General features: G+C 62.5%; 16 protein-coding genes. 2 read left to right on the forward strand and 14 right to left on the reverse strand.

Annotated features, from left to right (window positions below):
• Positions 1-17: 17 nt before the first annotated feature.
• The 9 genes from phaP to aceE all read right to left on the reverse strand — a co-directional run bounded on the left by phaP (position 18) and on the right by aceE (position 11,383).
• Positions 18-440: a TIGR01841 family phasin gene (phaP, locus tag ACSQ84_RS23735; RefSeq protein WP_436214146.1), complete on the reverse strand. Its 423-nt coding sequence runs from the start codon at positions 438-440 to the stop codon at positions 18-20.
• 11 nt (positions 441-451) lie between these two features.
• Positions 452-874, reverse strand: a complete 423-nt coding sequence (locus tag ACSQ84_RS23740; protein WP_436214147.1) for an acyl-CoA thioesterase — start codon at positions 872-874, stop codon at positions 452-454.
• A 9-nt stretch (positions 875-883) separates the two neighbouring features.
• Complete coding sequence (phbB, locus tag ACSQ84_RS23745; RefSeq protein WP_436214148.1) at positions 884-1,609, reverse strand: acetoacetyl-CoA reductase; 726 nt, start codon at positions 1,607-1,609, stop codon at positions 884-886.
• Between the two features lie 126 nt (positions 1,610-1,735).
• A complete protein-coding gene (locus tag ACSQ84_RS23750) occupies positions 1,736-2,908 on the reverse strand; it encodes an acetyl-CoA C-acetyltransferase (protein WP_436214149.1) in 1,173 nt (390 codons plus the stop codon).
• A gap of 44 nt (positions 2,909-2,952) precedes the next feature.
• Positions 2,953-4,320, reverse strand: coding sequence for a dicarboxylate/amino acid:cation symporter (locus ACSQ84_RS23755; protein ID WP_436214150.1), 1,368 nt, complete (start codon positions 4,318-4,320; stop codon positions 2,953-2,955).
• A gap of 28 nt (positions 4,321-4,348) precedes the next feature.
• A complete protein-coding gene (locus ACSQ84_RS23760; RefSeq protein ID WP_436214493.1) occupies positions 4,349-5,323 on the reverse strand; it encodes a TAXI family TRAP transporter solute-binding subunit in 975 nt (324 codons plus the stop codon).
• Between the two features lie 17 nt (positions 5,324-5,340).
• On the reverse strand, positions 5,341-7,089 hold the full coding sequence (lpdA, locus tag ACSQ84_RS23765) for a dihydrolipoyl dehydrogenase (RefSeq protein ID WP_436214151.1): 1,749 nt from the start codon (positions 7,087-7,089) through the stop codon (positions 5,341-5,343).
• Positions 7,090-7,105: 16 nt separating this feature from the next.
• A complete protein-coding gene (locus ACSQ84_RS23770) occupies positions 7,106-8,671 on the reverse strand; it encodes a dihydrolipoyllysine-residue acetyltransferase (protein ID WP_436214152.1) in 1,566 nt (521 codons plus the stop codon).
• A 24-nt stretch (positions 8,672-8,695) separates the two neighbouring features.
• On the reverse strand, positions 8,696-11,383 hold the full coding sequence (gene aceE, locus ACSQ84_RS23775) for a pyruvate dehydrogenase (acetyl-transferring), homodimeric type (RefSeq protein WP_436214153.1): 2,688 nt from the start codon (positions 11,381-11,383) through the stop codon (positions 8,696-8,698).
• A gap of 557 nt (positions 11,384-11,940) precedes the next feature.
• Here aceE and lipA point away from each other — a divergent pair.
• Positions 11,941-12,957, forward strand: a complete 1,017-nt coding sequence (gene lipA / locus ACSQ84_RS23780; protein WP_436214154.1) for a lipoyl synthase — start codon at positions 11,941-11,943, stop codon at positions 12,955-12,957.
• A gap of 163 nt (positions 12,958-13,120) precedes the next feature.
• Here the strand turns inward: lipA and ACSQ84_RS23785 are convergent, their stop codons facing one another.
• The 5 genes from ACSQ84_RS23785 to ACSQ84_RS23805 form a co-directional block, all read right to left on the reverse strand.
• Complete coding sequence (locus ACSQ84_RS23785; protein WP_436214155.1) at positions 13,121-14,089, reverse strand: Bug family tripartite tricarboxylate transporter substrate binding protein; 969 nt, start codon at positions 14,087-14,089, stop codon at positions 13,121-13,123.
• A gap of 61 nt (positions 14,090-14,150) precedes the next feature.
• A complete protein-coding gene (locus tag ACSQ84_RS23790; protein ID WP_436214156.1) occupies positions 14,151-15,356 on the reverse strand; it encodes a CaiB/BaiF CoA transferase family protein in 1,206 nt (401 codons plus the stop codon).
• 12 nt (positions 15,357-15,368) lie between these two features.
• On the reverse strand, positions 15,369-17,567 hold the full coding sequence (locus ACSQ84_RS23795; protein WP_436214157.1) for an acyl-CoA dehydrogenase family protein: 2,199 nt from the start codon (positions 17,565-17,567) through the stop codon (positions 15,369-15,371).
• A gap of 44 nt (positions 17,568-17,611) precedes the next feature.
• Positions 17,612-18,394: an enoyl-CoA hydratase/isomerase family protein gene (locus ACSQ84_RS23800; protein WP_436214158.1), complete on the reverse strand. Its 783-nt coding sequence runs from the start codon at positions 18,392-18,394 to the stop codon at positions 17,612-17,614.
• A gap of 77 nt (positions 18,395-18,471) precedes the next feature.
• Positions 18,472-19,338: a FadR/GntR family transcriptional regulator gene (locus ACSQ84_RS23805; RefSeq protein ID WP_436214159.1), complete on the reverse strand. Its 867-nt coding sequence runs from the start codon at positions 19,336-19,338 to the stop codon at positions 18,472-18,474.
• A gap of 81 nt (positions 19,339-19,419) precedes the next feature.
• Between ACSQ84_RS23805 and ACSQ84_RS23810 the strand changes: the two genes are divergently transcribed.
• Complete coding sequence (locus tag ACSQ84_RS23810; RefSeq protein ID WP_436214160.1) at positions 19,420-20,559, forward strand: acyl-CoA dehydrogenase family protein; 1,140 nt, start codon at positions 19,420-19,422, stop codon at positions 20,557-20,559.
• Positions 20,560-20,562 lie beyond the last annotated feature (3 nt).

The following is a 20,562-nucleotide window of genomic DNA, read 5'->3' on the forward strand; positions in this document are numbered from 1 at the left end:
TGCTCGGCCGGCGGCCTTCAGGTGCTTCCGCCACGGGTGCGCATCGCGGCCATCCCTTCCTCGAAGCGCCGGCGCATGATTTCGATTGTCTGCTTCTGAGACTCGGTCGCGGTCTCGGCGAGCTGGCGCATGTTGGCGAGAGCCTTCTCGAATCCCTGCCGGGCGATTTCAGCGCGCCGCCCCGCAACGGTTTCGTTGCCTGCCTCGGCGGCGATCGCCTTCATGGTTTCCTGGAAGACCTCCGTCTGCCGCGCCATCAGGTTTCGCCAGCTCTCATACGCCGAACGATTGACCTCGGTGAGCGCGTCGATGTTCTTCTTCTCCATGTCGATCAACGACATCATGTCGACGCCGCTGATCTGGCAGGATTCGATGAGCTTGGCGAAATCGAACCCGGGGAGGCCCCAATCTGCGTTCGGCGTTGATTTGTTGTTAGACATGTCCGTCTCCTTCATGAGTGAGTGGTGCGGTGTTGATTTGTGGCAGCGGCGTCGGTCACGTCTGCGATCGGCGCAGGTCGTCCTTCGGCATCGAGCGCGACGAACGTAAAGATGCCTTCGGTCACCTTCACACGGTCCCCCAGGCGGCGGCGCAGCGCCCAGGCTTCCAGGCGGATCGCCAGCGATGTCCGCCCCACACGCTCGGCCGCGGCGTAAACGCAGAGAACGTCTCCGACATGGACCGGCTTGATGAAATGCATCGCCTCGATCGCAACCGTCGCGACACGCCCCTGCGCACGCTGGCCGGCATGGATGCCACCCGCGATATCCATTTGGGAAAGCACCCAGCCGCCGAAGATATCGCCACTCGGATTTGCATCCGCAGGCATGGCGAGCGTTCGCGTCGTCAGATCCCCTTGTGGCTGCGTCGACATGGCAGTGCCTCAGACCATGCTCTGGCCGCCGTTTGCGGATATCGTCGAGCCCGTGATGAAGCCGGCATCGTCCGATGCCAGGAACAGCACCGTTCGCGCGATCTCGTGCGGCTCGCCCAAACGGCCGACCGGGATCAGGGGAAGAATGTTCTTGGCCACGACCTCGGGGTTGATCGCCTTGACCATCTCGGTGGCGATGTACCCGGGACAGATGGTGTTGACGGTGATGCCGGAGCGAGCTCCCTCCTGGGCCAGTGCCTTCACGAAGCCCATGTCACCCGCCTTGGCGGCGGAGTAGTTGACCTGGCCCATCTGGCCCTTCTGGCCGTTGATCGAGGAGATGCAGATCACGCGGCCGAACTTGCGCTCGCGCATTCCTTCCCACACCGGCCTCGTCATGTTGAACAGCGAGTTGAGGTTGGTGTTGATGACCGCATACCATTGGTCCGGCGTCATCTTGTGGAACATGCCGTCCTTGGTGATACCGGCGTTGTTGACCAGTACATCCACCGGGCCCAGATCGGCCTCGACCTGCCTGAGCCCTGCGACACAGGCGTCGTAGCTCGACACGTCCCATTTGTAGACGTTGATGCCGGTCTCGCTCTTGAACTTCGCAGCCGCCTCATCGTTGCCGGCATAGCTCGCCGCCACCTTGTAGCCGGCCGCCTTGAGCGCGATCGAGATCGCCTCACCTATGCCTCGTGTACCGCCCGTCACCACCGCAACTCTGGACATGGTCTCCTCCTGATTTTGATCGATTGAACTTGTATTTGCCGGCTCTCGGGGAGCCGTTGTCGTTCGCGGGCGGCCCGGTGCCGTCCGCGCCTCGCTCCGGCCGGAACGACCGGCCCGTCCGCCGGTCTAGCGCTCGACCGTCAGGGCGACGCCCATGCCGCCGCCGATGCACAGCGTGGCAAGCCCCTTCTTCGCGCCGCGCTTCTGCATCTCGAACAGCAGCGTCGTCAGAACGCGCGCGCCGGATGCGCCGATCGGATGCCCGATCGCGATGGCGCCACCGTTCACGTTCACGATCGACGGATCCCAACCCATGTCCTTATTGACCGCGAGGGCCTGCGCCGCGAAAGCCTCGTTGGCCTCGACGAGATCGAGATCCCTGACTTTCCAGCCGGCCTTTTCCAGCGCCTTGCGCGACGCCGGAATTGGGCCGGACCCCATCACCGCGGGATCGACGCCCGCGGTCGCCCAGGAGACGATCTTCGCAAGCGGCGTGAGGCCGCGTTTGCTGGCTTCGTCGGCGCTCATCAACACCAGCGCGGCCGCGCCGTCGTTGAGACCGGAGGCGTTGCCGGCAGTTACCGTGCCCTCCTTGTTGAAGGCGGGTTTCAGTTTCGCCAGCGCGTCCTGGGTCGTGCCCGGGCGGATATACTCGTCCTGATCGACGACGACGTCGCCCTTCCTGGTCTTGACGGTGACGGGAATGATCTCGTCCTTGAACCGGCCGGCCTTCTGCGCGTCCTCGGCCTTGTTCTGCGAACTGGTGGCGAACGCGTCCTGCTCCTCCCGGGAGATCTGCCACTTGGCAGCGATGTTCTCCGCGGTGACTCCCATGTGATAACCGTGGAATGCATCCAGCAGGCCGTCCTTCAGCATGGAGTCGACGAACTTGATGTCGCCCATCTTGGTGCCATTGCGCATGTGCGACAGATGCGGCGCCATCGACATGGACTCCATGCCGCCGGCGACGATGATTTTCGCATCGTCGTTGGCGATCTGCTGCAAGCCGAGCGCCACCGAGCGCAGGCCCGAACCGCAAAGCTGATTCATGCCCCAAGCCGTCTTCTCCTGCGGAATACCGGCCGCCATGGCGGCCTGCCGCGCAGGATTTTGCCCCTCACCGCCAGATAGTACCTGGCCCAGGATCACTTCATCGACATCTTCCGGGGCGACCTTGGCTCGTTCGAGCGCGCCTTTGATGGCAATGGCCCCCAATTCATGGGCAGAGATCGAGCCGAGCGCTCCGTTGAACGCACCGACCGGCGTTCGGGCAGCAGACACAATTACTACTTCAGTCATGATCAACTCCTCGTTTAGCGTTTCCTGCGCTTCCGTTTTCAAGGTCAAGCGACGACCGGTCGAGGCGCGCCTGCCTCCATCTCGTCATCGGCAATCTTCACGGACTCCGGATCGTCCGCTTCTGCATCGCGCTCCTGGTTTAGACGTTGATGGAGCACCTTTTCATCGAGCGCTCCTTCCCATTTGGCGACAACGACTGTCGCAACGCCATTTCCTATGAGATTGGTGAGCGCGCGCGCCTCCGACATGAAGCGGTCAATGCCAAGGATCAAGGCGATGCTCGCGACCGGAATCGTCCCGACGGATGCAAGTGTTGCGGCCAGAACGATGAAGCCGGATCCCGTGACACCGGCGGCGCCCTTGGATGTCAGGAGCAGAACACCGATGATGCCGAGCTCTTGCCAGATCGTCAGGTCCGTACCGGTCGCCTGCGCCAGGAAGATCGCGGCCATCGTCAAGTAAATACAAGTGCCATCGAGATTGAACGAATAGCCGGTCGGAATGACTAAACCGACGACCGACTTTTCACAGCCAAGATTTTCCATCTTGGCGATCATGCGCGGCAGCACTGTTTCCGACGACGAAGTGCCAAGCACGATCAGCAATTCTTCCTTGATATAACGGATGAACTTGAAGATCGAAAAGTTGCAAAGGGCAGCAACTGCGCCGAGCACGACGAAGACGAACAATAAGCATGTTGCGTAAAACGCTAACATGAAGTTCCCTAGGGAAATCAGCGTCGCAACACCATACTTGCCGATCGTGAACGCCATTGCGCCGAACGCTCCGATCGGCGCCACTTTCATGATGTAGCCCACGATCTTGAAGAACACATGGCTCACGACGTCGATCAGCCGCAGCACGCCCTCGCCGTGTTGACCGAGAGCCTGCAGCCCAAATGCAAACAGGATCGCAAAGAACAACACCTGCAAGATTTCGCCCTGGGCAAAAGCGCCGACGACCGTCGACGGGATAATGGCCATCAGAAACTGGATCGTGCCCTGCTCCTGCGCCCTCGCGGTGAAGGCTGCGATCGATTTTGTGTCAACGGTCGACAGATCGATGTTCATCCCGACGCCAGGCTTCCACAAATTGATCACCACAAGTCCGATGATCAGCGCAGCCGTCGTCAGCACTTCAAAATAGATCAATGCCTTCAAACCAACACGTCCGACCTTCTTCATGTCGCGCATGCTCGCAATTCCATGCACAACCGTGAAGAAGATGATCGGGGCGATGATCATCTTGATGCATTTGATGAACGCATCGCCGAGCGGCTTCATCTGTTCGCCGATCTGAGGATAAAAATGCCCCAGCAATATGCCAACGGTGATTGCGGCCAGAACCTGCACATAGAGGTGCTGATACCATTTTACGGAATGGTGACCGTCCGTCGTTGTTGCTGTTGCCATGTCTGATTCCCTCCCTAGAAACTGTTTCTCAGTCCGACTGCACGACCCCGGGCGTAACCCTGCTGCGATACCAACTGACCGCGCCACCATGTAGCGGAATGAAATTGTTGCGCGCGATGTTCGAGGGGATCGTTTCCGCCGCCGCCGGATGAAATTCGATCATCCGCTCGTTATTGGCGAACACCGTGTCGACGATGGCCGTGACCAGATCGTTCGGCAGATCCTTGTGCGCAACGGCAAAGTTGAACAGACCGACTGTGTCGTACCGGCGCCGCAAAGTAGGATACGAACCCGCCGCGACGACGGATGCGGAGAGTTCCGGCATCGCCAGGCGCAGCGTTGCGATCTCCTGCCGCGTGAGAGGGAGATAACGCACCTTCGCCTTTCGCTCGATATCGATAAGGAACGGAGCCGGCACGCCGGCGCCAACCGCGAGCGCATCGATGCTTCGCGCCAACGACTTCTCCGCGAGCTCCGTCCAATCGCCGTGAACTAAGGTGGCCTCGATCTTCAGCGCCTTGAGGAACTCGGGAAAGTAGGTGGCGGTGGTGCCGCCCTCGGGTCCGACACCGATACGCTTGCCGGCGAAATCGGCAAACGATTGAATCCGCGAGTCACTGAGCACCTGAAACTGAAACGGTGTGTCATACATCGCGAACATGGCGCGCATGTTTCGGTATTGCCGCCCATCGGTCCAGGCAGCGCCGGCGTTCCAGGCTTGCAACGCCACGCCTTGTGTGACGAAGGCCAGCTGAATTTCACCGGTCTCGAGCAGCTTGATATTCTCAATCGGGCCACCGGTCGGCCGTGCCACTACCGCGATGCCGAGTTCTTGCGTGAGCAATCGGGCCAGCCCTTCGCCATAGGCGTAATAGGTGCCGCCTTCCGACGCGGTGCCGAGAGTCAGCACCTGGGGCCAATGAGCCTCCGTCGCCGACGCCAACTTGGGCGTAAGCAGAACAAATGCGAGAAGGATGAGAATTCGCCACGCTCTTGAAACCATGACTGTCTTCCTCAGCGTTACTTTTTCTTTTGTGGCGGAAGGTCCGTGCAATGACCCTCGAACATCTCGGCCGCCATACCGATGGACTCTCCGAGTGTCGGGTGTGGATGAATTGTCTTGCCGATATCCGCCGGCTCGCAGCCCATCTCGATGGCGAGGCAGATTTCGCTGATCAGGTCGCCGGCATGCGTCCCGACGATGCCGCCGCCGATGATGCGGTGCGTCGTGGCGTCGAACAGCAGCTTCGTAAACCCCTCGTCGCGGCCGTTGGCGATGGCGCGACCGGAGGCCGCCCATGGAAACACCGCCTTGCCGACCTTGATGCCCTCCGCCTTGCACTGCTCCTCGGTCTTGCCGGCCCAGGCAACTTCGGGATCGGTGTAGGCGACGGAAGGAATTTGCCGCGCGTCGAAATACGACTTCTCGCCATGCGCGACTTCTGCGGCCACATGGGCTTCATGCACGGCCTTGTGCGCCAGCATCGGCTGGCCAACGACGTCTCCGATCGCGAAGATATGTGCCACGTTGGTGCGCATCTGCTTGTCGACATCGATGAAACCTCGCTCGGTCACCGCGATACCGGCTTTTTCAGCGCCGATCTTCTTGCCATTCGGACTTCGACCGACCGACACGAGAACGAGGTCATAGAGCTGCGGCTCAGCAGGCGCCTGCTCGCATTCGAACTTCACCTCGATCCCGGCGTCCGTCGCCTTCGCGCCCACCGTCCTGGTCTTCAACATGACCTTGTCGAAACGGCCCGCGTTCATCTTCTCCCAGACCTTGACCAGATCGCGGTCGGCGCCCTGCATCAGGCCGTCGAGCATCTCGACGACGTCGATACGTGTGCCGAGCGTCGAATAGACCGTCGCCATTTCGAGACCGATGATGCCGCCGCCGATCACCAGCATGCGCTTGGGGATCGACTTCAGCTGCAGCGCGCCGGTCGAATCGACGATGCGCGGATCGTCGGGCAGGAACGGCAGTTTCACGGCCTGGCTGCCGGCAGCAATGATGGCGTTGGCGAACTTGACCGTCTTCTTGCCCGCGGCCGAGACTATCTCGAGATGGTGCGGGTCGAGGAAGGCGCCGACGCCGGTCACGACCTCGACCTTGCGGGCCTTCGCCATGCCGGCAAGGCCGCCCGTCAGCTTCTTGACCACACCGTCCTTGAACGCGCGCAGCTTGCCGAGGTCGATCTGCGGCGCGCCAAAGGAAATGCCGTGATCGGGAAGATGTTTGACCTCGTCGACCACGGAGGCCGTGTGCAGCAGCGCCTTGCTCGGGATGCAGCCGACGTTGAGGCACACGCCTCCGAGCGTATCGTAGCGCTCGACCAGCACCGTCTTCATGCCGAGATCGGCGGCGCGGAAGGCGGCCGAATAGCCACCGGGACCGGCGCCCAGCACCAGCACGTCGCATTCGATGTCGGCTTTGCCGGAATGGGATGCCGCGGCAGGCGCAACTGGTGGCGTTGCGGCCGCGGACGGCTGCGATGCCGGCGCGGGCGTCGGCGCAGCGGCGGCGCCTGTGGCCTCCAGCACGAGGATGGTCGAGCCTTCGCTCACCTTGTCGTCGACCTTGACCTTGACCTCCTTCACGACTCCGGCGTGAGACGATGGAATCTCCATCGACGCCTTGTCGGACTCGACCATGATCAGGCTGGTGTCGACCGCGACGGTCTCGCCGAGCTTCACCAAGACCTCGATGACAGCGACGTCCTTGAAGTCACCGATATCGGGGACCTTCACTTCGATTTTCTGAGCCATGCTGCTTCCCCCGATCTCAGAACAGCACGCGCCGCAAGTCGGCGAGCACGCTGGCGAAGTAGACGTTGAAGCGCGCGGCCGCCGCTCCGTCGATGACACGGTGGTCCCAGGACAGCGACAGCGGCAGCGTCAGCCGCCAGTTGGCTGCCTTGCCGTCGGAGGAATGCTGCTTCCAGTAACCTTTGCAGACGCCCATGATGGCGACTTCGGGTGCGTTGATGATCGGCGTGAAATAGATACCGCCGATGCCGCCGAGCGAGGAGATCGAAAAGGTCCCACCCTGCATCTGGTCGGGCTTGATCTTGCCTTCGCGCGCGACCTTGGCGAGGGCGTTCATCTCCTTGGCGATTTCCGGCAGCGATTTCTTGTCGGCGTCGCGGATCACAGGCACCATCAGGCCGTTCGGCGTGTCCGCGGCAAAGCCGATGTGCCAGTAATTCTTGTAGACGAGCGCGTCGCCGTCGAGGCTCGCATTGAATTCCGGGAATTTTTGCAGCGTCGCTACCGCCGCCTTCACCATGAACGGCAAGAGCGAGAGTTTTACGCCACTCTTCTCCAGCTCCTTGTTCATCGTCACTCGGAATTGTTCGAGATCGGTGATGTCAGCCTCGTCGTGGGTCGTTACGTGCGGGATGACGACCCAGTTGCGATGCAGATTGGCCGCGGAGATCTTCTTGATGCGGCCGAGCTCCTTGCGCTCGATCGGCCCATACTTCGCAAAATCGACCTTGGGCCAGGGCAGAAGGTCGATGCCGCCGACGCCGCCTCCGCTTGCGGCCGCTGCTTGCGGTTTGGCCGACGCCGCTCCGCCTTTGGCAAAGGCCTCGACGTCTTCGCGCAGAATACGGCCGTGATTGCCCGAGCCCTTGACCTTGCCGAGATCGACAACCAGTTCGCGCGCCAGCTTGCGCACGGCCGGACCGGCATAGGCGAGCGCGAAGCTTCTTTCGTCAAGGGCGCCGACCACCGCCGCTCCAGCGGCGGTGGCCGACGAGGACGCAGGCGGCGACACGGGAGAAATGCCGGCCTGCAAGGGTGTTGCTCCAGTTGCGAGCGATAGGATGATCGCGCCCTCGCTGACCTTGTCGCCAGTCTTGACCTTGATCTCGCGCACGGTGCCCGAGAGAGGCGCCGGCACTTCCATCGTCGCCTTGTCCGACTCCAGCGCGATCAGCGGATCCTCGGCCTTCACGCTGTCGCCGGCCTTCACGAAGATTTCGATGACCGGAACGTCCTTGAAGTCGCCGATATCGGGGACTCGCACCTCGGCAACACCCGCCGGTGCGTTGACCGGCGACGGCGGAGCGCTGACGACCGGGCGCGCCTCGGCCAGTTCAGCACCGGCGCCGTCAAATTGCACAACCACCGTGCCTTCGCTGACCTTGTCGCCAACCTTCACGACCACCGACTTCACCACACCATCGCGCGGCGACGGCACTTCCATGGTCGCCTTGTCAGACTCGAGCGCAACCAGCGGATCTTCGGCCTTCACCTTGTCGCCCGGCTTGATGAAGACCTCGATCACCGGGACGTCCTTGAAGTCACCGATATCGGGAACCTTGATGTCGATCAGACCACTCATCGCTCTGTCCTCGGCTCCACTCGCTCACACGGTCCAGGGCGCAGCACGCCCGGCGTCGATTTTGTATTTGGCGATGGCTTCGGCCACGATCGCAGGCTTGATCACGCCTTCGTCGGCCAGTGCCTTGAGTGCCGCGACGGCGACGTAATGCCGGTCGACCTCGAAGAATTCTCGCAGCTTCACGCGATAGTCGCTGCGGCCAAAACCGTCCGTGCCCAGCACGACGTAGCGACGGCCGGCCGCCTGGACATATTCCCGGATCTGATCGGGGTAATTGCGCATGTAGTCGGTAGAGACCACGACCGGCCCTGGATGTCCGTCCAGCTGCGTCTCGACCCAGCTCTTGCGGCGCGGTTCGGTCGGGTGCAGCAGGTTCCAGCGTTCCGACGCCATGCCGTCACGGCGCAGCTCGTTGAAGCTGGTCGCGCTCCAGATGTCGGCGGTGACGCCGAAGTCCGCCTTGAGCAGATCGGCGGCCGCGATCACCTCGCGCAGGATCGTGCCTGAGCCGACGAGCTGGACGCGAAGTCCCTTCTTCGCCGTCTCGCCACCGCTCTTCAGCAGATAGAGCCCCTTGAGAATCCCCTCCTCCGCCCCCTTGCCGGCGTCGGCGAGCGAGGGATGCTGATAATTCTCGTTCATCAGGGTAATGTAGTAATAGACGTCCTCCTGCACCTCGTACATGCGCCGCATGCCTTCGCGGACGATCGTCACGACCTCATAGGCAAAGGTCGGGTCGTACGACACACAGTTCGGGATCGTGGCGGCGAGGACGTGGCTGTGACCATCCTCGTGCTGCAACCCTTCGCCGTTCAGCGTGGTGCGGCCGGCGGTGCCACCGAGCAGGAAGCCGCGGGCACGCATATCGCCGGCGAGCCAGGCGAGGTCGCCGACGCGCTGCAGGCCGAACATCGAATAGTAGATGTAGAACGGAATCATCGGCACGTTGTTCGTACTGTAAGACGTCGCCGCGACGATCCAGCTCGACATCGCGCCGCCTTCGTTGATGCCCTCCTGCAGCACCTGCCCGGTTTTGTCCTCGCGGTAGTACATCAGCTGATCGGCATCCTGCGGCCGGTAGAGCTGGCCGACCGATGAATAGATGCCGAGCTGGCGGAACATGCCCTCCATGCCGAAGGTACGGGATTCGTCCGGCACGATCGGCACAATGTGCTTGCCGATCGCCTTGTCGCGCACGAGGGTACCGAGCATCTGCACGAACGCCATCGTCGTCGAGATTTCGCGGTCGCCCGTCGCATCGAGCAGCCGCTGGAACGTGGACAGCGGCGGAATTGGCAGAGATGCTGACTTGCGCCGGCGCTGCGGCAGGCTTCCGCCGAGCTTTTCGCGCTGCGCGCGGAAATACTTCATCTCCGGGCTGTCTTCCGGCAGGCGAAGGAAAGGCACCTTCGCCAGTTCATCGTCGGCGACCGGCACCTGGAAGCGATCACGGAAGCCGCGCAGCGCATCCTGCGTCATCTTCTTGGCCTGATGCGCGATCATCTGGCCTTCGCCGGACTCGCCCATGCCATAGCCCTTGACGGTCTTCGGCAGGATCACCGTCGGTTGGCCCTTGTGGTTCACCGCCGCTGCGTAGGCCGCGAACACTTTTTCCGGATCATGGCCGCCCCGCGCGAGCTTCCAGATCTCGTCGTCGCTCATATCGGCGACGAGCTGCTTCAACTCATCGTACTTGCCGAAGAAATGTTCGCGGATGTAGGCGCCGCTCTTGCTCTTGTAATCCTGGTACTCGCCGTCAACGCACTCCTCCATGCGCTTCAGCAGCAATCCGCTCTTGTCCTTTTCGAGCAGCCGATCCCAGCCCGAGCCCCACAGCACCTTGATGACGTTCCAGCCCGCGCCGCGGAAAACGCTTTCGAGTTCCTGGACGATCTTGCCGTTACCGCGAACGGGCCCGTCGAGCCGCTGGAGGTTGCAGTTGATGACGAAGATCAGATTGTCGAGATTTTCACGGCCGGCGAGCGAAATCGCGCCGAGCGATTCCGGCTCGTCCGTTTCGCCGTCGCCCATGAAGGCCCAGACCTTGCGATTCGATGTCTCCGCCAGCTTGTGGTTCTGGAGATACTTCAGGAACCGCGCCTGATAGATCGCCACCAAGGGCCCCAGTCCCATCGACACTGTCGGGAACTGCCAGAAGTCCGGCATCAGCCACGGGTGAGGATAGCTCGACAAGCCCTTGCCGCCGGTCTCCTGCCTGAAACCGAGAAGTTGCTCCTCGCTCAGCCGTCCTTCGAGAAAGGCGCGCGCGTAGATGCCGGGAGAGCAATGACCCTGCACGAAGATCAGATCGCCGCCATGGCTATCCGTCGGTGCATGCCAGAAGTGGCCGAAGCCGATATCGTAGAGCGTGGCAGCCGACTGGAAACTTGCGATATGTCCGCCTAGCTCCGAGCTGTCCTTGTTGGCGCGCAGCACGATCGCAAGAGCGTTCCACCGGATGATCGAGCGAAGCTTGTGCTCGATCGCACGATCGCCCGGAAGCGCCGGCTGCTGATCCGGCGGGATCGTGTTGCAATAGGGCGTCGTCAGCGATTGCGCTATCTGAAGCTTGGCACGGCGCGCGGCATCAATAACCGCGTTGACGACGAACTCGGCCCGGTCATTGCCGCGATGGCCCCGGACTGCCGACAAGGCATCCAGCCACTCCCGGGTTTCCAGCGGATCCAGATCATGCGCGTCCGCAACCTTCATTACGCTCTCCATTGCATGCCAAGCCGAAGACAGGCGTCCACGTTCATTGCGCTCCGCGTGCTGCGGAAAACGCGCAATGCCACACAAGCGATATCGCCCGCGGCTCTAGGTGATGAGTTGAATACTGGCTGGCATCTGAACGTCCCTCACGTCGTCTGTTCTTGAGCTGTCGCTTGCTTTGCGGATAGCTGCTTTTGCAGATACCCGTGCAGCATTCGTGCCAGACCACGAAGGCCAAGACGGTTCGCGCGCATGTCGTTCATTTTGCTGGAAATTGCGATGCAAGCCGTCGCATCGCGCGATGCGATCGGTCCGGATTTGTCTGACGCTCCGGAAAACCGGCCTAACGGGTTACCCGAAATGTCGGACCGGTGCGGCGGCTGATGCCAATGCAAGGCTCGAAGTCGGAACCTGCCGATGCGCGCGCGGCGAGAGCGCCCGCACAACGCCGCGCCCGATCACGAAGGGGTCGCTGCTCGAGGAAAAAGAATCGAATTGACGAAGTTCGCTTGGATAGCTGAATGTCCGCGACTTGGCGCATTCACGAGGCTGACCAAATGACAGTCGTGCTTGATCTCCTCAACAACGATCCGAGAACGAAGTTGCGGCCCGACATGCCGCGTCACCCGGAAAAGGCCAATCGTCCCGACACGCCCATGCAGAGCAAGCCTGCGTGGATCCGCGTGAAGGCTCCCGGCTCCGCCGAATGGGCCGAGACGAGGCGGATCGTGCGCGAGAACAAACTCGTGACCGTCTGCGAGGAAGCCCGCTGTCCCAACATTGGCGAGTGCTGGGCGAAGAAGCACGCGACATTCATGATCATGGGCGATACGTGCACGCGCGCCTGCGCGTTCTGCAACGTGCGCACCGGCCTGCCCGGACCGCTCGACGCCCATGAACCGGTCAAGGTCGCCGAAGCGGTGGCCAAGCTCGGACTGGAGCATGTGGCCATCACCTCGGTCGATCGCGACGACCTTTCCGACGGCGGCGCGGCGCATTTCGCTGCGACGATTGCGGCCATCCGCGCGACAAGTCCGGCTACGACGATCGAGATCCTGACCCCGGATTTTCTGCGCAAAACGGGCGCGCTCGAAACCGTCATTGCGGCGAAGCCCGACGTGTTCAACCACAATCTGGAGACGGTGCCGTCGAAGTATCTGACAGTGCGGCCCGGCGCGCGCTATTTCCATTCTGTGCGGCTGCTGCAGCGCGTGAAGGAACTCGACGCACAGATATTCACCAAGTCCGGAATCATGGTCGGCCTCGGCGAAGAGCGCAGCGAAGTCCAGCAATTGATGGACGACCTTCGTTCCGCCGACGTCGACTTCCTGACCATCGGCCAGTATCTCCAGCCCACGCGCAAGCACCACGCTGTCATGCGCTTCGTGCCCCCTGACGAATTCGAGGCCTATGAGAAGGTCGCTTACGCCAAGGGCTTTCTGCTGGTGTCAGCCACGCCGCTGACACGCTCCTCGCACCACGCCGGAGACGACTTCCGCAAGCTACGCGAGCGCGGACGGGGATTGGCTCCAGCCGGCGCCGCAGCCCCTCTAGGTCCAGTCAGCGAAAGGTAACTCGATCTAAGATCGCGCATCTCAACGGCCGCTTTGCGCCACAAGCGGCCAGTCCCCGTCTTTGATTTTCGCGTTATAGCTGAAAGGAGCAAGTTGCCCAGTTGCGCTTTGGACGGCAGATCTGTGGTATCTGAGAATGGTTAGAGGCCGCGCGTTCCAGCAGTTACTCGGTCTTGACATTGCGCTCCTCGATCACCTTGCGCCAAGCGGGAATTTCAGCTGCTATGATGGCGGACAGTTCGGCTGGAGTACTGGTCGCGGCCTCGACGCCGTAGGCCAAAAAGCGGTCGCGCAATTGCGGCATCGCCAGCGTCGTCTTGATGGCAGCATTGAGTTTGCCGACGATCTCGGGCGGCGTGCCGGCGGGAGCCAACAGCCCGAACCAGGTTTCGACTGAATACCCTTTCAAGACGTTCCCGATGGGCGCGGCATCAGGAGCAACGGCGGAGCGCTCAGGCGACGAGACGCCGAGCAGCTTCACCTTGCCGGAGCGGATATGCTCGTTCAGCGTATCGGATGTTGTCGTGAGCAGAATGTCGACCTCACCGACGAAGATCGCGAGTGTCGTCGGTGCCTGGCCGCGGTACGGGACGTGGACCATCTGCAGTCCGGCCTGATTGAGGAAGCGCTCGGTGCTGAGATGTCCGAGCGAACCGGGTCCAGCGGTTGCATACAGCATCGGCTTGCCCTGCGCCTTGGCGTAGGCGATCAGGCCAGCGGCATCGTTCACCGGCACTTTTTCACTCGCAACCAGAACCAGCGGCGCCTTGGAGACGAGCGAGACCGGTGCAAAGCTCCTCAACGGATCGAAATCGACACCCTTCTGAAGCAGTGGGGCGATTGAGATCGGGCCGTTGTTTGCAAACAAAAGCGTGTAGCCGTCCGGATCCGCCCGGGCAGCTTCGTTAGCGCCAGTCGTACCCGCCGCGCCCCCGCGATTGTCGATGATGAGCGGCTGGCCGAGAATCTTCGCCATCGGCTCCTGCAGCGCGCGCGCCATAATGTCGGTCGAACCGCCGGCGGGATATGGCACGATGAGCCGGATCGGCCGCGACGGGTAATTGTCCGCGGCGGCAGTTCCGGCAAGGACCACAAGCCCGAGCGCAAGAGCGAAGAAATGAAATCGTTTCACGTCGATCCTCCCATCAGGTCGTCTTTTTTGCCTTCAGTGCAGTCTTTTTCTCCGGCCGGCTCTATTCCGCTGCCGACCTAGCGATTTTTCCGAACGCGCCGGAAACAGTCAGTTTTGCGATTTCATCCGCGGACAGTCCGAGCACGCGTGCGAGCACGTCGTCGCGGTGCGACCCTATGGACGGAATTTGCCGCCCGATCGCACTATGCGCACCCGACATTCGCCACGGGGCGTTGACGCCCTTGAATTCGCCGGCAGCATCGGCGATCGGCGCGAATGTGCCGCGACCAGCGAGATCGGGATCGTCCAACGCTTCGGCCGGGTCGCGAAAGCGCGCGCAGGGAATGCCAGCCCGATCGAGCATGGCAAGGCATTCGTCCATCGTGTGCTGCAGGGTCCATTTTTCGATGACCTGCATCATTGCGGTCCAGTTCGCGCCGCGCGCCGGCACCGATGCGAAACGAGGGTCGGATGAAAGCTCCGGCAGGCCGGTCAGGTCGCGAAGGGCCGCGAAGTTGCGCGCCGACACCGGCGCGATCAGGATGTCGCCATCCCCAGTGCGCACGGGCCCATAAGTCGGACGCGGCATCGGCTTGGAGAATTGCGCTTCCTGCAGCTCATACACCAGGAGATTCAGCATGCAGTCCATCAGGGTGACATCGATGCGCTGCCCTTCGCCGGTGCGCGAGCGCTGCACCATTGCCGTCTGAATTGCCGAGAAGCCGAAAATGCCGCCGAGAATATCGGCGACGAACACCGCCCCCGCCGCCGGCCGGTCGCGGTCGCCGGCGTATCGCATCAGCGCGCGGTCGAAGCCGCTCTCGGCATGAACGATCATCGCATAGGCGGCGCGCTCGGCCTGCGGGCCGGTCTGGCCGTAGCCGGAGATCGAGCAGTAGATCAGTCTCGGATTGATCTTTCGCAGCGTCTCATATCCGAGACCCAGACGCTCCATCACACCGGGTCGAAAATTCTCGACCAGGATGTCGGTGCTTTCGACCATGCGATGTACGAGCTTGATCGCATCCGGCGACTTCAGGTCGAGCGCGATGCTCCGCTTGCCGGCATTGAGCTGGCCGAAATAGGTGCTGTGACCCTCACGCACGGGCGCGCGCAGGCGCATCTCGTCGCCTTCCGGCGGCTCGATCTTGATCACTTCCGCGCCGACATCGGCCAGCAGCCGCGCGCAATAGGGCCCGGCCAGCATGATGGAGAAATCCAGCACCCGCACGCCCTCGAGGGGCGATGTCGATGTTCGGTCCTGCATAGTGCCTACCTCCTATCGCGGCAGCCCGAGCCCGCGCTGGGCGATCAGGCTGCGCTGTATCTCGTTGGTCCCGATGCTGATCACCCACATCAGCGAATGCCGCAGGTTCTGCTCGAACCTGCCATTGTCGATCGCGCCCGGCATCTGCTCGGAAACGGCGGCGCGCATCCCGAGAATGTCGAGGGCCGCTTCGCCAAAACGTTCCATCAGTTCACCGGAATAGACCTTGCTGATCGCGCCATATTCCGGCGGCGTCACACCATCTGCCGCAAGTTCGGCGCAGCGCATCATCAGTTGCCGGCCCACCTCGATTTCGCAGGCCAGCGTCGCCATCTTATCGCGCACGATCGGATCCTGAGCGGGCGGCGGCCGATCGCCCTCGGTCGTCATCACATGCCGGCGTAGTTGTTCGAAGGCGCGGGCCACCTTCAGCACGATGCCACCTCCGACCAGACCGCGCTCAAAGGCGAGCGCGCCCGTCAGGACTTTCCAGCCGCCATTGACTTCGCCGACGATGTTTTCCAGGGGAATGCGAACGTCGTCGTAGAAGATGTTGGCAAACGTGCCGTCATACATCGTGCGCGACGGCTGGACCGTAATGCCCGGCGCATTCATCGGAACGATGAACATGCTGACGCCGGCGTGCGGCGGCTTGGCATTCTTGTCGGTTCGCGCCGCGAGGAACATGTATTTGCCCCACCAGGTCGTGGTCCAGATCTTCTGGCCGTTGATGACCCAGTGCTCGCCGTCCCGCACCGCGCTGGTACGCAGCGCGGCGAGGTCGGAGCCGGCCTGGGGCTCGCTGTAGCCCATGCCGTGCATGGCCTCACCCCGCAGGATTTCCGGCAGATATTTTTGCTGCTGCTCACGCGTGCCGAATATCATCAAGGCGTTGGCCTGGATCGACGCGCCGATCCGCGGTGCCTCGGCCTGCTCCATCGTCTCCATGAATGCGACCTGCTCCAACGGAGAACGGCCCTGCCCGCCAAATCGCTTCGGCCATGCGAGGCCGATCCATCCGGTCTTGCCGATACCGCGCGCGAAGTCAGCATCGAACTCACGCTTTTCGAATGGCTGCTCGTCGAACCGGGCCTTCCTGTCTCCTGACCAGTTCTGATCGAGCCATCGCCGCACCTCCGCGCGCAACTCATTTCCGGACGGACCGAGATCGTATTGCGGCAACGGCGCGCCGCCGCGATCAAGCAAATACGAAGCCAGCAGCCGCCGCGCCTCAGGCGCCCCGCCGAGTGCGATCGTGTCGAGGTGCACGCGCTTGAAATGGTGCGAGGCCTCGTGATCTTCGGCATAGCCGATGGCGCCGAAAATATGCTGGGTCTCCAGCGACACGCGCCGCAGCGCGTCACCACCGAAGGCAGCCGCGCAGTCGGCGAAATAGCGCCAGTTGCCGTCGCCAGTGTCATGCAGCCTGGCCGCATGATCCAGGATGAGGCTGACACCTTCAAGCGCAATGACGCAGTTCGCGAGCTTGTGCTGGATGGCCTGGAATTTTCCGATCGGTTGTCCGAACTGGTGACGCTCCTTGGCGTAATCCACGGCCAGATCGAACGCGCGCCGCGCGGCGCCGTGTGCCCTCGCCAGCAATGCGATCTGGGCCTTGAGACGGAGATCGCCGAGGTCGATCGCCTCCAGCGGAAGCAGCGTCAGCGGCGCCGAGTCCAGCTTCACCTCACAGAGACCCCAGGCGCCAATGGCACGCGTCGGCGCGATGGCAATGCCTGAAGCATCCAGTTGAATGAGGGCAAGTTGGAATTCGTCGACGGCGACAAGAAGATGTGTGGCACTGGCAGCCTCGACGAAACGAAGCACACCTGTTCCGCACGAGCCGTCAATTCGGATCGATCCTGCACCCGCATCAGGATCGCGGGCGCCGAAGGAGAAAGCAGCCACCGCTGTGCCGACATGCAGCTTTTCCAACAGATCCACCGCGGCGTCGGCCCGCGAGCCCGAGAGCGCTAGGTTGGCCAGCGCGGTGGGCCACATCGGCGCCGGACATGCGGCGCGGCCAATTTCCGCCATCGCGACCAGGATTTCGCGAAGGCCGCCCTCGTCACGCCCAGAGCCAAGCGCAGCCACCCCCTGCCCGACGAGCTTGCGCCAGATTGCAGAGATATTGTCCGGAGACGGCCGTTTCTCGCCGCCGCCTCCGGCCCAATGCGCCTCGAGAAACCCGCGCAGGGAATCCCGAAGCATCGCGGCGGTATCGTCGCTCGGAGGCCCGTTCGCATCCATGAGAACTATGCCTGACCGAATTTCGGCTTGCGCTTCTCCTTGAACGACATGGTCGCCTCTTTGTGGTCGGCGGTCGCGAACGTCACCTGTTCGAGCGCCATCGAGGCCTCGAGCATCATGTTCACGCGGTCCTTGACGATCTGGTTGATCGACAGCTTCGTCCAGCGAATGGCCCAGGTCGGACCGTTGGCGAGCTCAATCGCGATTTCACGCGCCATATTCAGCACCTCCGCGCGCGGCACGACATGATTGACCAGCCCGATCCGCTCGGCCTCCTTGCCTTTCATCAAGGTGCCGCGGATCAGATACTCCTTGGCCTTGTTGATGCCGATCAGCAGCGGCCAGATCACGGTGCCGCCGTCGCCGGCGACCAATCCGACGCGCGAGACGTGGGTGTCGCCGATGCGGGCGTCTTCCGCCATCACCGTGATGTCGCAAAGCAACGCGTGGGTTGCGGCGAGGCCGATGGCATCGCCGTTGATCGCCGCGATGATCGGCTTGTCGAGTTCGAGCTGGCGGGTCACGCCACGGCGGCTGATCATGGGGTCGTGGACCTCCCCCTCCTCGAGGACGTCGCCGCCCGGCCGCTCCGACATCGCCTTCACGTCACCACCGACGCTGAAGAAGTCGCCCGCGCCGGTCAGCACCACGACGTTGACGGCATGATCGTCGGCCAAATCGTCCCAGATGGTCCGCAATTCACGGATCAGCTTCTGATTGATCGCGTTGCGTGCTTGCGGCCGGTTCAAAGTCACGGTCGCGACCTTGTCCGCGACCTCGACCGTCATGCATTCGTATCTGGCGTATTGGGACACATTTTCCTCCGTTGTTATAATTGTTCGAGCGTGGATCGAGCCACCCTCTGCTATCTGCGCATACCGGGCTGCACCTCCGCCAACGCGACGTGAAGCGCCATCGCGCCGGGATCCTGCTCCAGCATCCGCTGCACGGCTTCCAGATGGGTACGCATCAGGCGCGTCGCCGTCGCAACGTTCCGTTCACCCAGCGCCGCCAGGAATTGCCGTCGCTTTTCCGCCAGCCGTGCCATCGCGACGCCGCTCGACGAGACCTTGGCGTAGACGAACCGCATGTGAATCTCCGTGACCGAATCCATGATCATGGCGATCACCTTGTTTCCGGTCGACGCCGCGAGCAGCTTGTAGAATTCGCGCGAGCATTCGACGCGGTCCAGCAGCCGCCCTTCCCGCGTCGCATCCTCGGTGCGCCGAATGTTGGCCTCGAGCGCGTCGAGATCAGCCTTGCGCGCGTTGGCACAGGCCAGCCGCACCACGAGATCGAGAACGTGAACGCGTGCTTCCGACAATTCCCGGACGGAAATCGTGCCGAGCGACAGCATATCCCGCATGACGCCGTTCATGCGGCTGGTATCGCCCTCCTGAATAAAGGCTCCGCCCTTGACGCCCTTCTGCAGCCGAAGCACGCCCGCCATCTCGAGGCTGCGCAAGGCCTCGCGCAGGACGTTACGGCTGACGCCGAGTTGCTGAGCCAGATCGCGTTCGGGCGGAAGCTTGTCGCCGGGCTTGAGGACGCCGAGCGCGAGTTGCTCGCGGATTCGCTCGCAGATTTCCTCGAACGCACGTCGTGTGTGGATCGGGCGAAATGTCGGCGCAGGCGGCGCTCCAGCCGCGCGGTGATCGGGAACCCTGTCGCGCCGGGTGGGCGATGGGAGTCTGGGGCGGGTGGGCGTGCGAGGGCTTGACTTGGTGCTCATGTGGTGAATTATTAAATGGATCACCCATTCAATGGAAGCCCCTTTTTAGGCTTCCGGCAAAAAAGATGACCAAGGATCAACATGAGCTTCACCGGGGAGCAGATCGCGTTCCGCGACACCGTGCGGAAGATGGTCGCCAAGCACGTCGCACCGGTCGCGGCCGAGATCGACGAGACTGACCGCTTCCCGCTCGAACTCGTGAAGTTGTTCGGTGAGATGGGGTTGATGCAGCTCTGGGTGCCGGAACGCTACGGCGGTCCGAACGGCAACCTGACCTTGGCCTGCATCGCACGTGAGGAGATTTCCAGGGTCTCGCCGGCCTGCGCCTCGATCGCGGCCCTCAACACCATGTTCATCATGCCGCTGCTTCACTTCGGCTCCGAGGAGCAGCGCACCAAATACCTCCCGATCATCGCCAAAGGCGGGGTCGTCACGGCGATCGCGATATCCGAGCCTCAGGCCGGCTCCGACGTCACCGCGATCAACACGCGCGCACGAAAGGACGGCGACAGCTACGTCCTCAACGGCCGCAAGCAATGGTGCAGCTACGGCGTTGTCGCCGACTACATCGTGGTCATGGCCCGGACCAGCGACTCCCCGGGCGCCGACGGGATCAGCGCCTTCATCGTCGAGCCGAAGACGATGTCAGGGATCTCGTTCGGACGCCACGAGCGCAAGATGGGATTCCGCGGCGCGCCGAACACGCCGATCTTCTTCGACAATGTCCGCGTGCCTGCGGAGAATTTGGTCGGGGAAGAAAGCAAGGGTTTCCGGGCGTCGATGCGCGCGCTCGACCTCAATCGTCCGACCATCGGCGCCCAGTCCGTCGGCCTGGCGCAGGGGGCGCTCGACGCGTGCGTCGCCTACGCCAAGGAACGCAAGCAGTTCAAGAAGTCGATCTCGGAGTTCCAGGGCGTGCAGTTCATGCTGGCCGACATGGCCATGCAGATCGAGGCTGCGCGTGCCCTCGTCTATGAATGCGCCCGGGCCGGGGATGCCGGCGACTGGAAACGCCTCAACGTGCTCGCCAGCATGGCCAAATGCGTCGGCAGCGACATGGCCATGAAGGTGACAACCGACGCCGTCCAGATCTTCGGCGGCTACGGCTACACCATGGACTATCCGGTCGAGCGCATGATGCGCGACGCCAAGCTGACCCAGATCTTCGAAGGCACCAACCAGATCCAGCGCGTGGTCATCGCGCGCGAGCTGCTTCGATAAGCC

The organism is Bradyrhizobium sp. LjRoot220 (genome assembly GCF_964252915.1).
Taxonomy (GTDB): Bacteria; Pseudomonadota; Alphaproteobacteria; order Rhizobiales; family Xanthobacteraceae; genus Bradyrhizobium.

Coding starts and splice junctions, on each gene's coding strand:
- ACSQ84_RS23790 (WP_436214156.1), bottom strand. CDS start 15,356: ATGCAGGACCGAACATCGACATCGCCCCTCGAGGGCGTGCGGGTGCTG.
- phaP (WP_436214146.1), bottom strand. CDS start 440: ATGTCTAACAACAAATCAACGCCGAACGCAGATTGGGGCCTCCCCGGG.
- ACSQ84_RS23795 (WP_436214157.1), bottom strand. CDS start 17,567: ATGCTTCGGGATTCCCTGCGCGGGTTTCTCGAGGCGCATTGGGCCGGA.
- lipA (WP_436214154.1), top strand. CDS start 11,941: ATGACAGTCGTGCTTGATCTCCTCAACAACGATCCGAGAACGAAGTTG.
- ACSQ84_RS23805 (WP_436214159.1), bottom strand. CDS start 19,338: ATGAGCACCAAGTCAAGCCCTCGCACGCCCACCCGCCCCAGACTCCCA.
- ACSQ84_RS23760 (WP_436214493.1), bottom strand. CDS start 5,323: ATGGTTTCAAGAGCGTGGCGAATTCTCATCCTTCTCGCATTTGTTCTG.
- aceE (WP_436214153.1), bottom strand. CDS start 11,383: ATGAAGGTTGCGGACGCGCATGATCTGGATCCGCTGGAAACCCGGGAG.
- ACSQ84_RS23770 (WP_436214152.1), bottom strand. CDS start 8,671: ATGAGTGGTCTGATCGACATCAAGGTTCCCGATATCGGTGACTTCAAG.
- phbB (WP_436214148.1), bottom strand. CDS start 1,609: ATGTCCAGAGTTGCGGTGGTGACGGGCGGTACACGAGGCATAGGTGAG.
- ACSQ84_RS23800 (WP_436214158.1), bottom strand. CDS start 18,394: ATGACGGTCGAGGTCGCGGACAAGGTCGCGACCGTGACTTTGAACCGG.
- ACSQ84_RS23740 (WP_436214147.1), bottom strand. CDS start 874: ATGTCGACGCAGCCACAAGGGGATCTGACGACGCGAACGCTCGCCATG.
- ACSQ84_RS23810 (WP_436214160.1), top strand. CDS start 19,420: ATGAGCTTCACCGGGGAGCAGATCGCGTTCCGCGACACCGTGCGGAAG.
- ACSQ84_RS23755 (WP_436214150.1), bottom strand. CDS start 4,320: ATGGCAACAGCAACAACGACGGACGGTCACCATTCCGTAAAATGGTAT.
- lpdA (WP_436214151.1), bottom strand. CDS start 7,089: ATGGCTCAGAAAATCGAAGTGAAGGTCCCCGATATCGGTGACTTCAAG.
- ACSQ84_RS23750 (WP_436214149.1), bottom strand. CDS start 2,908: ATGACTGAAGTAGTAATTGTGTCTGCTGCCCGAACGCCGGTCGGTGCG.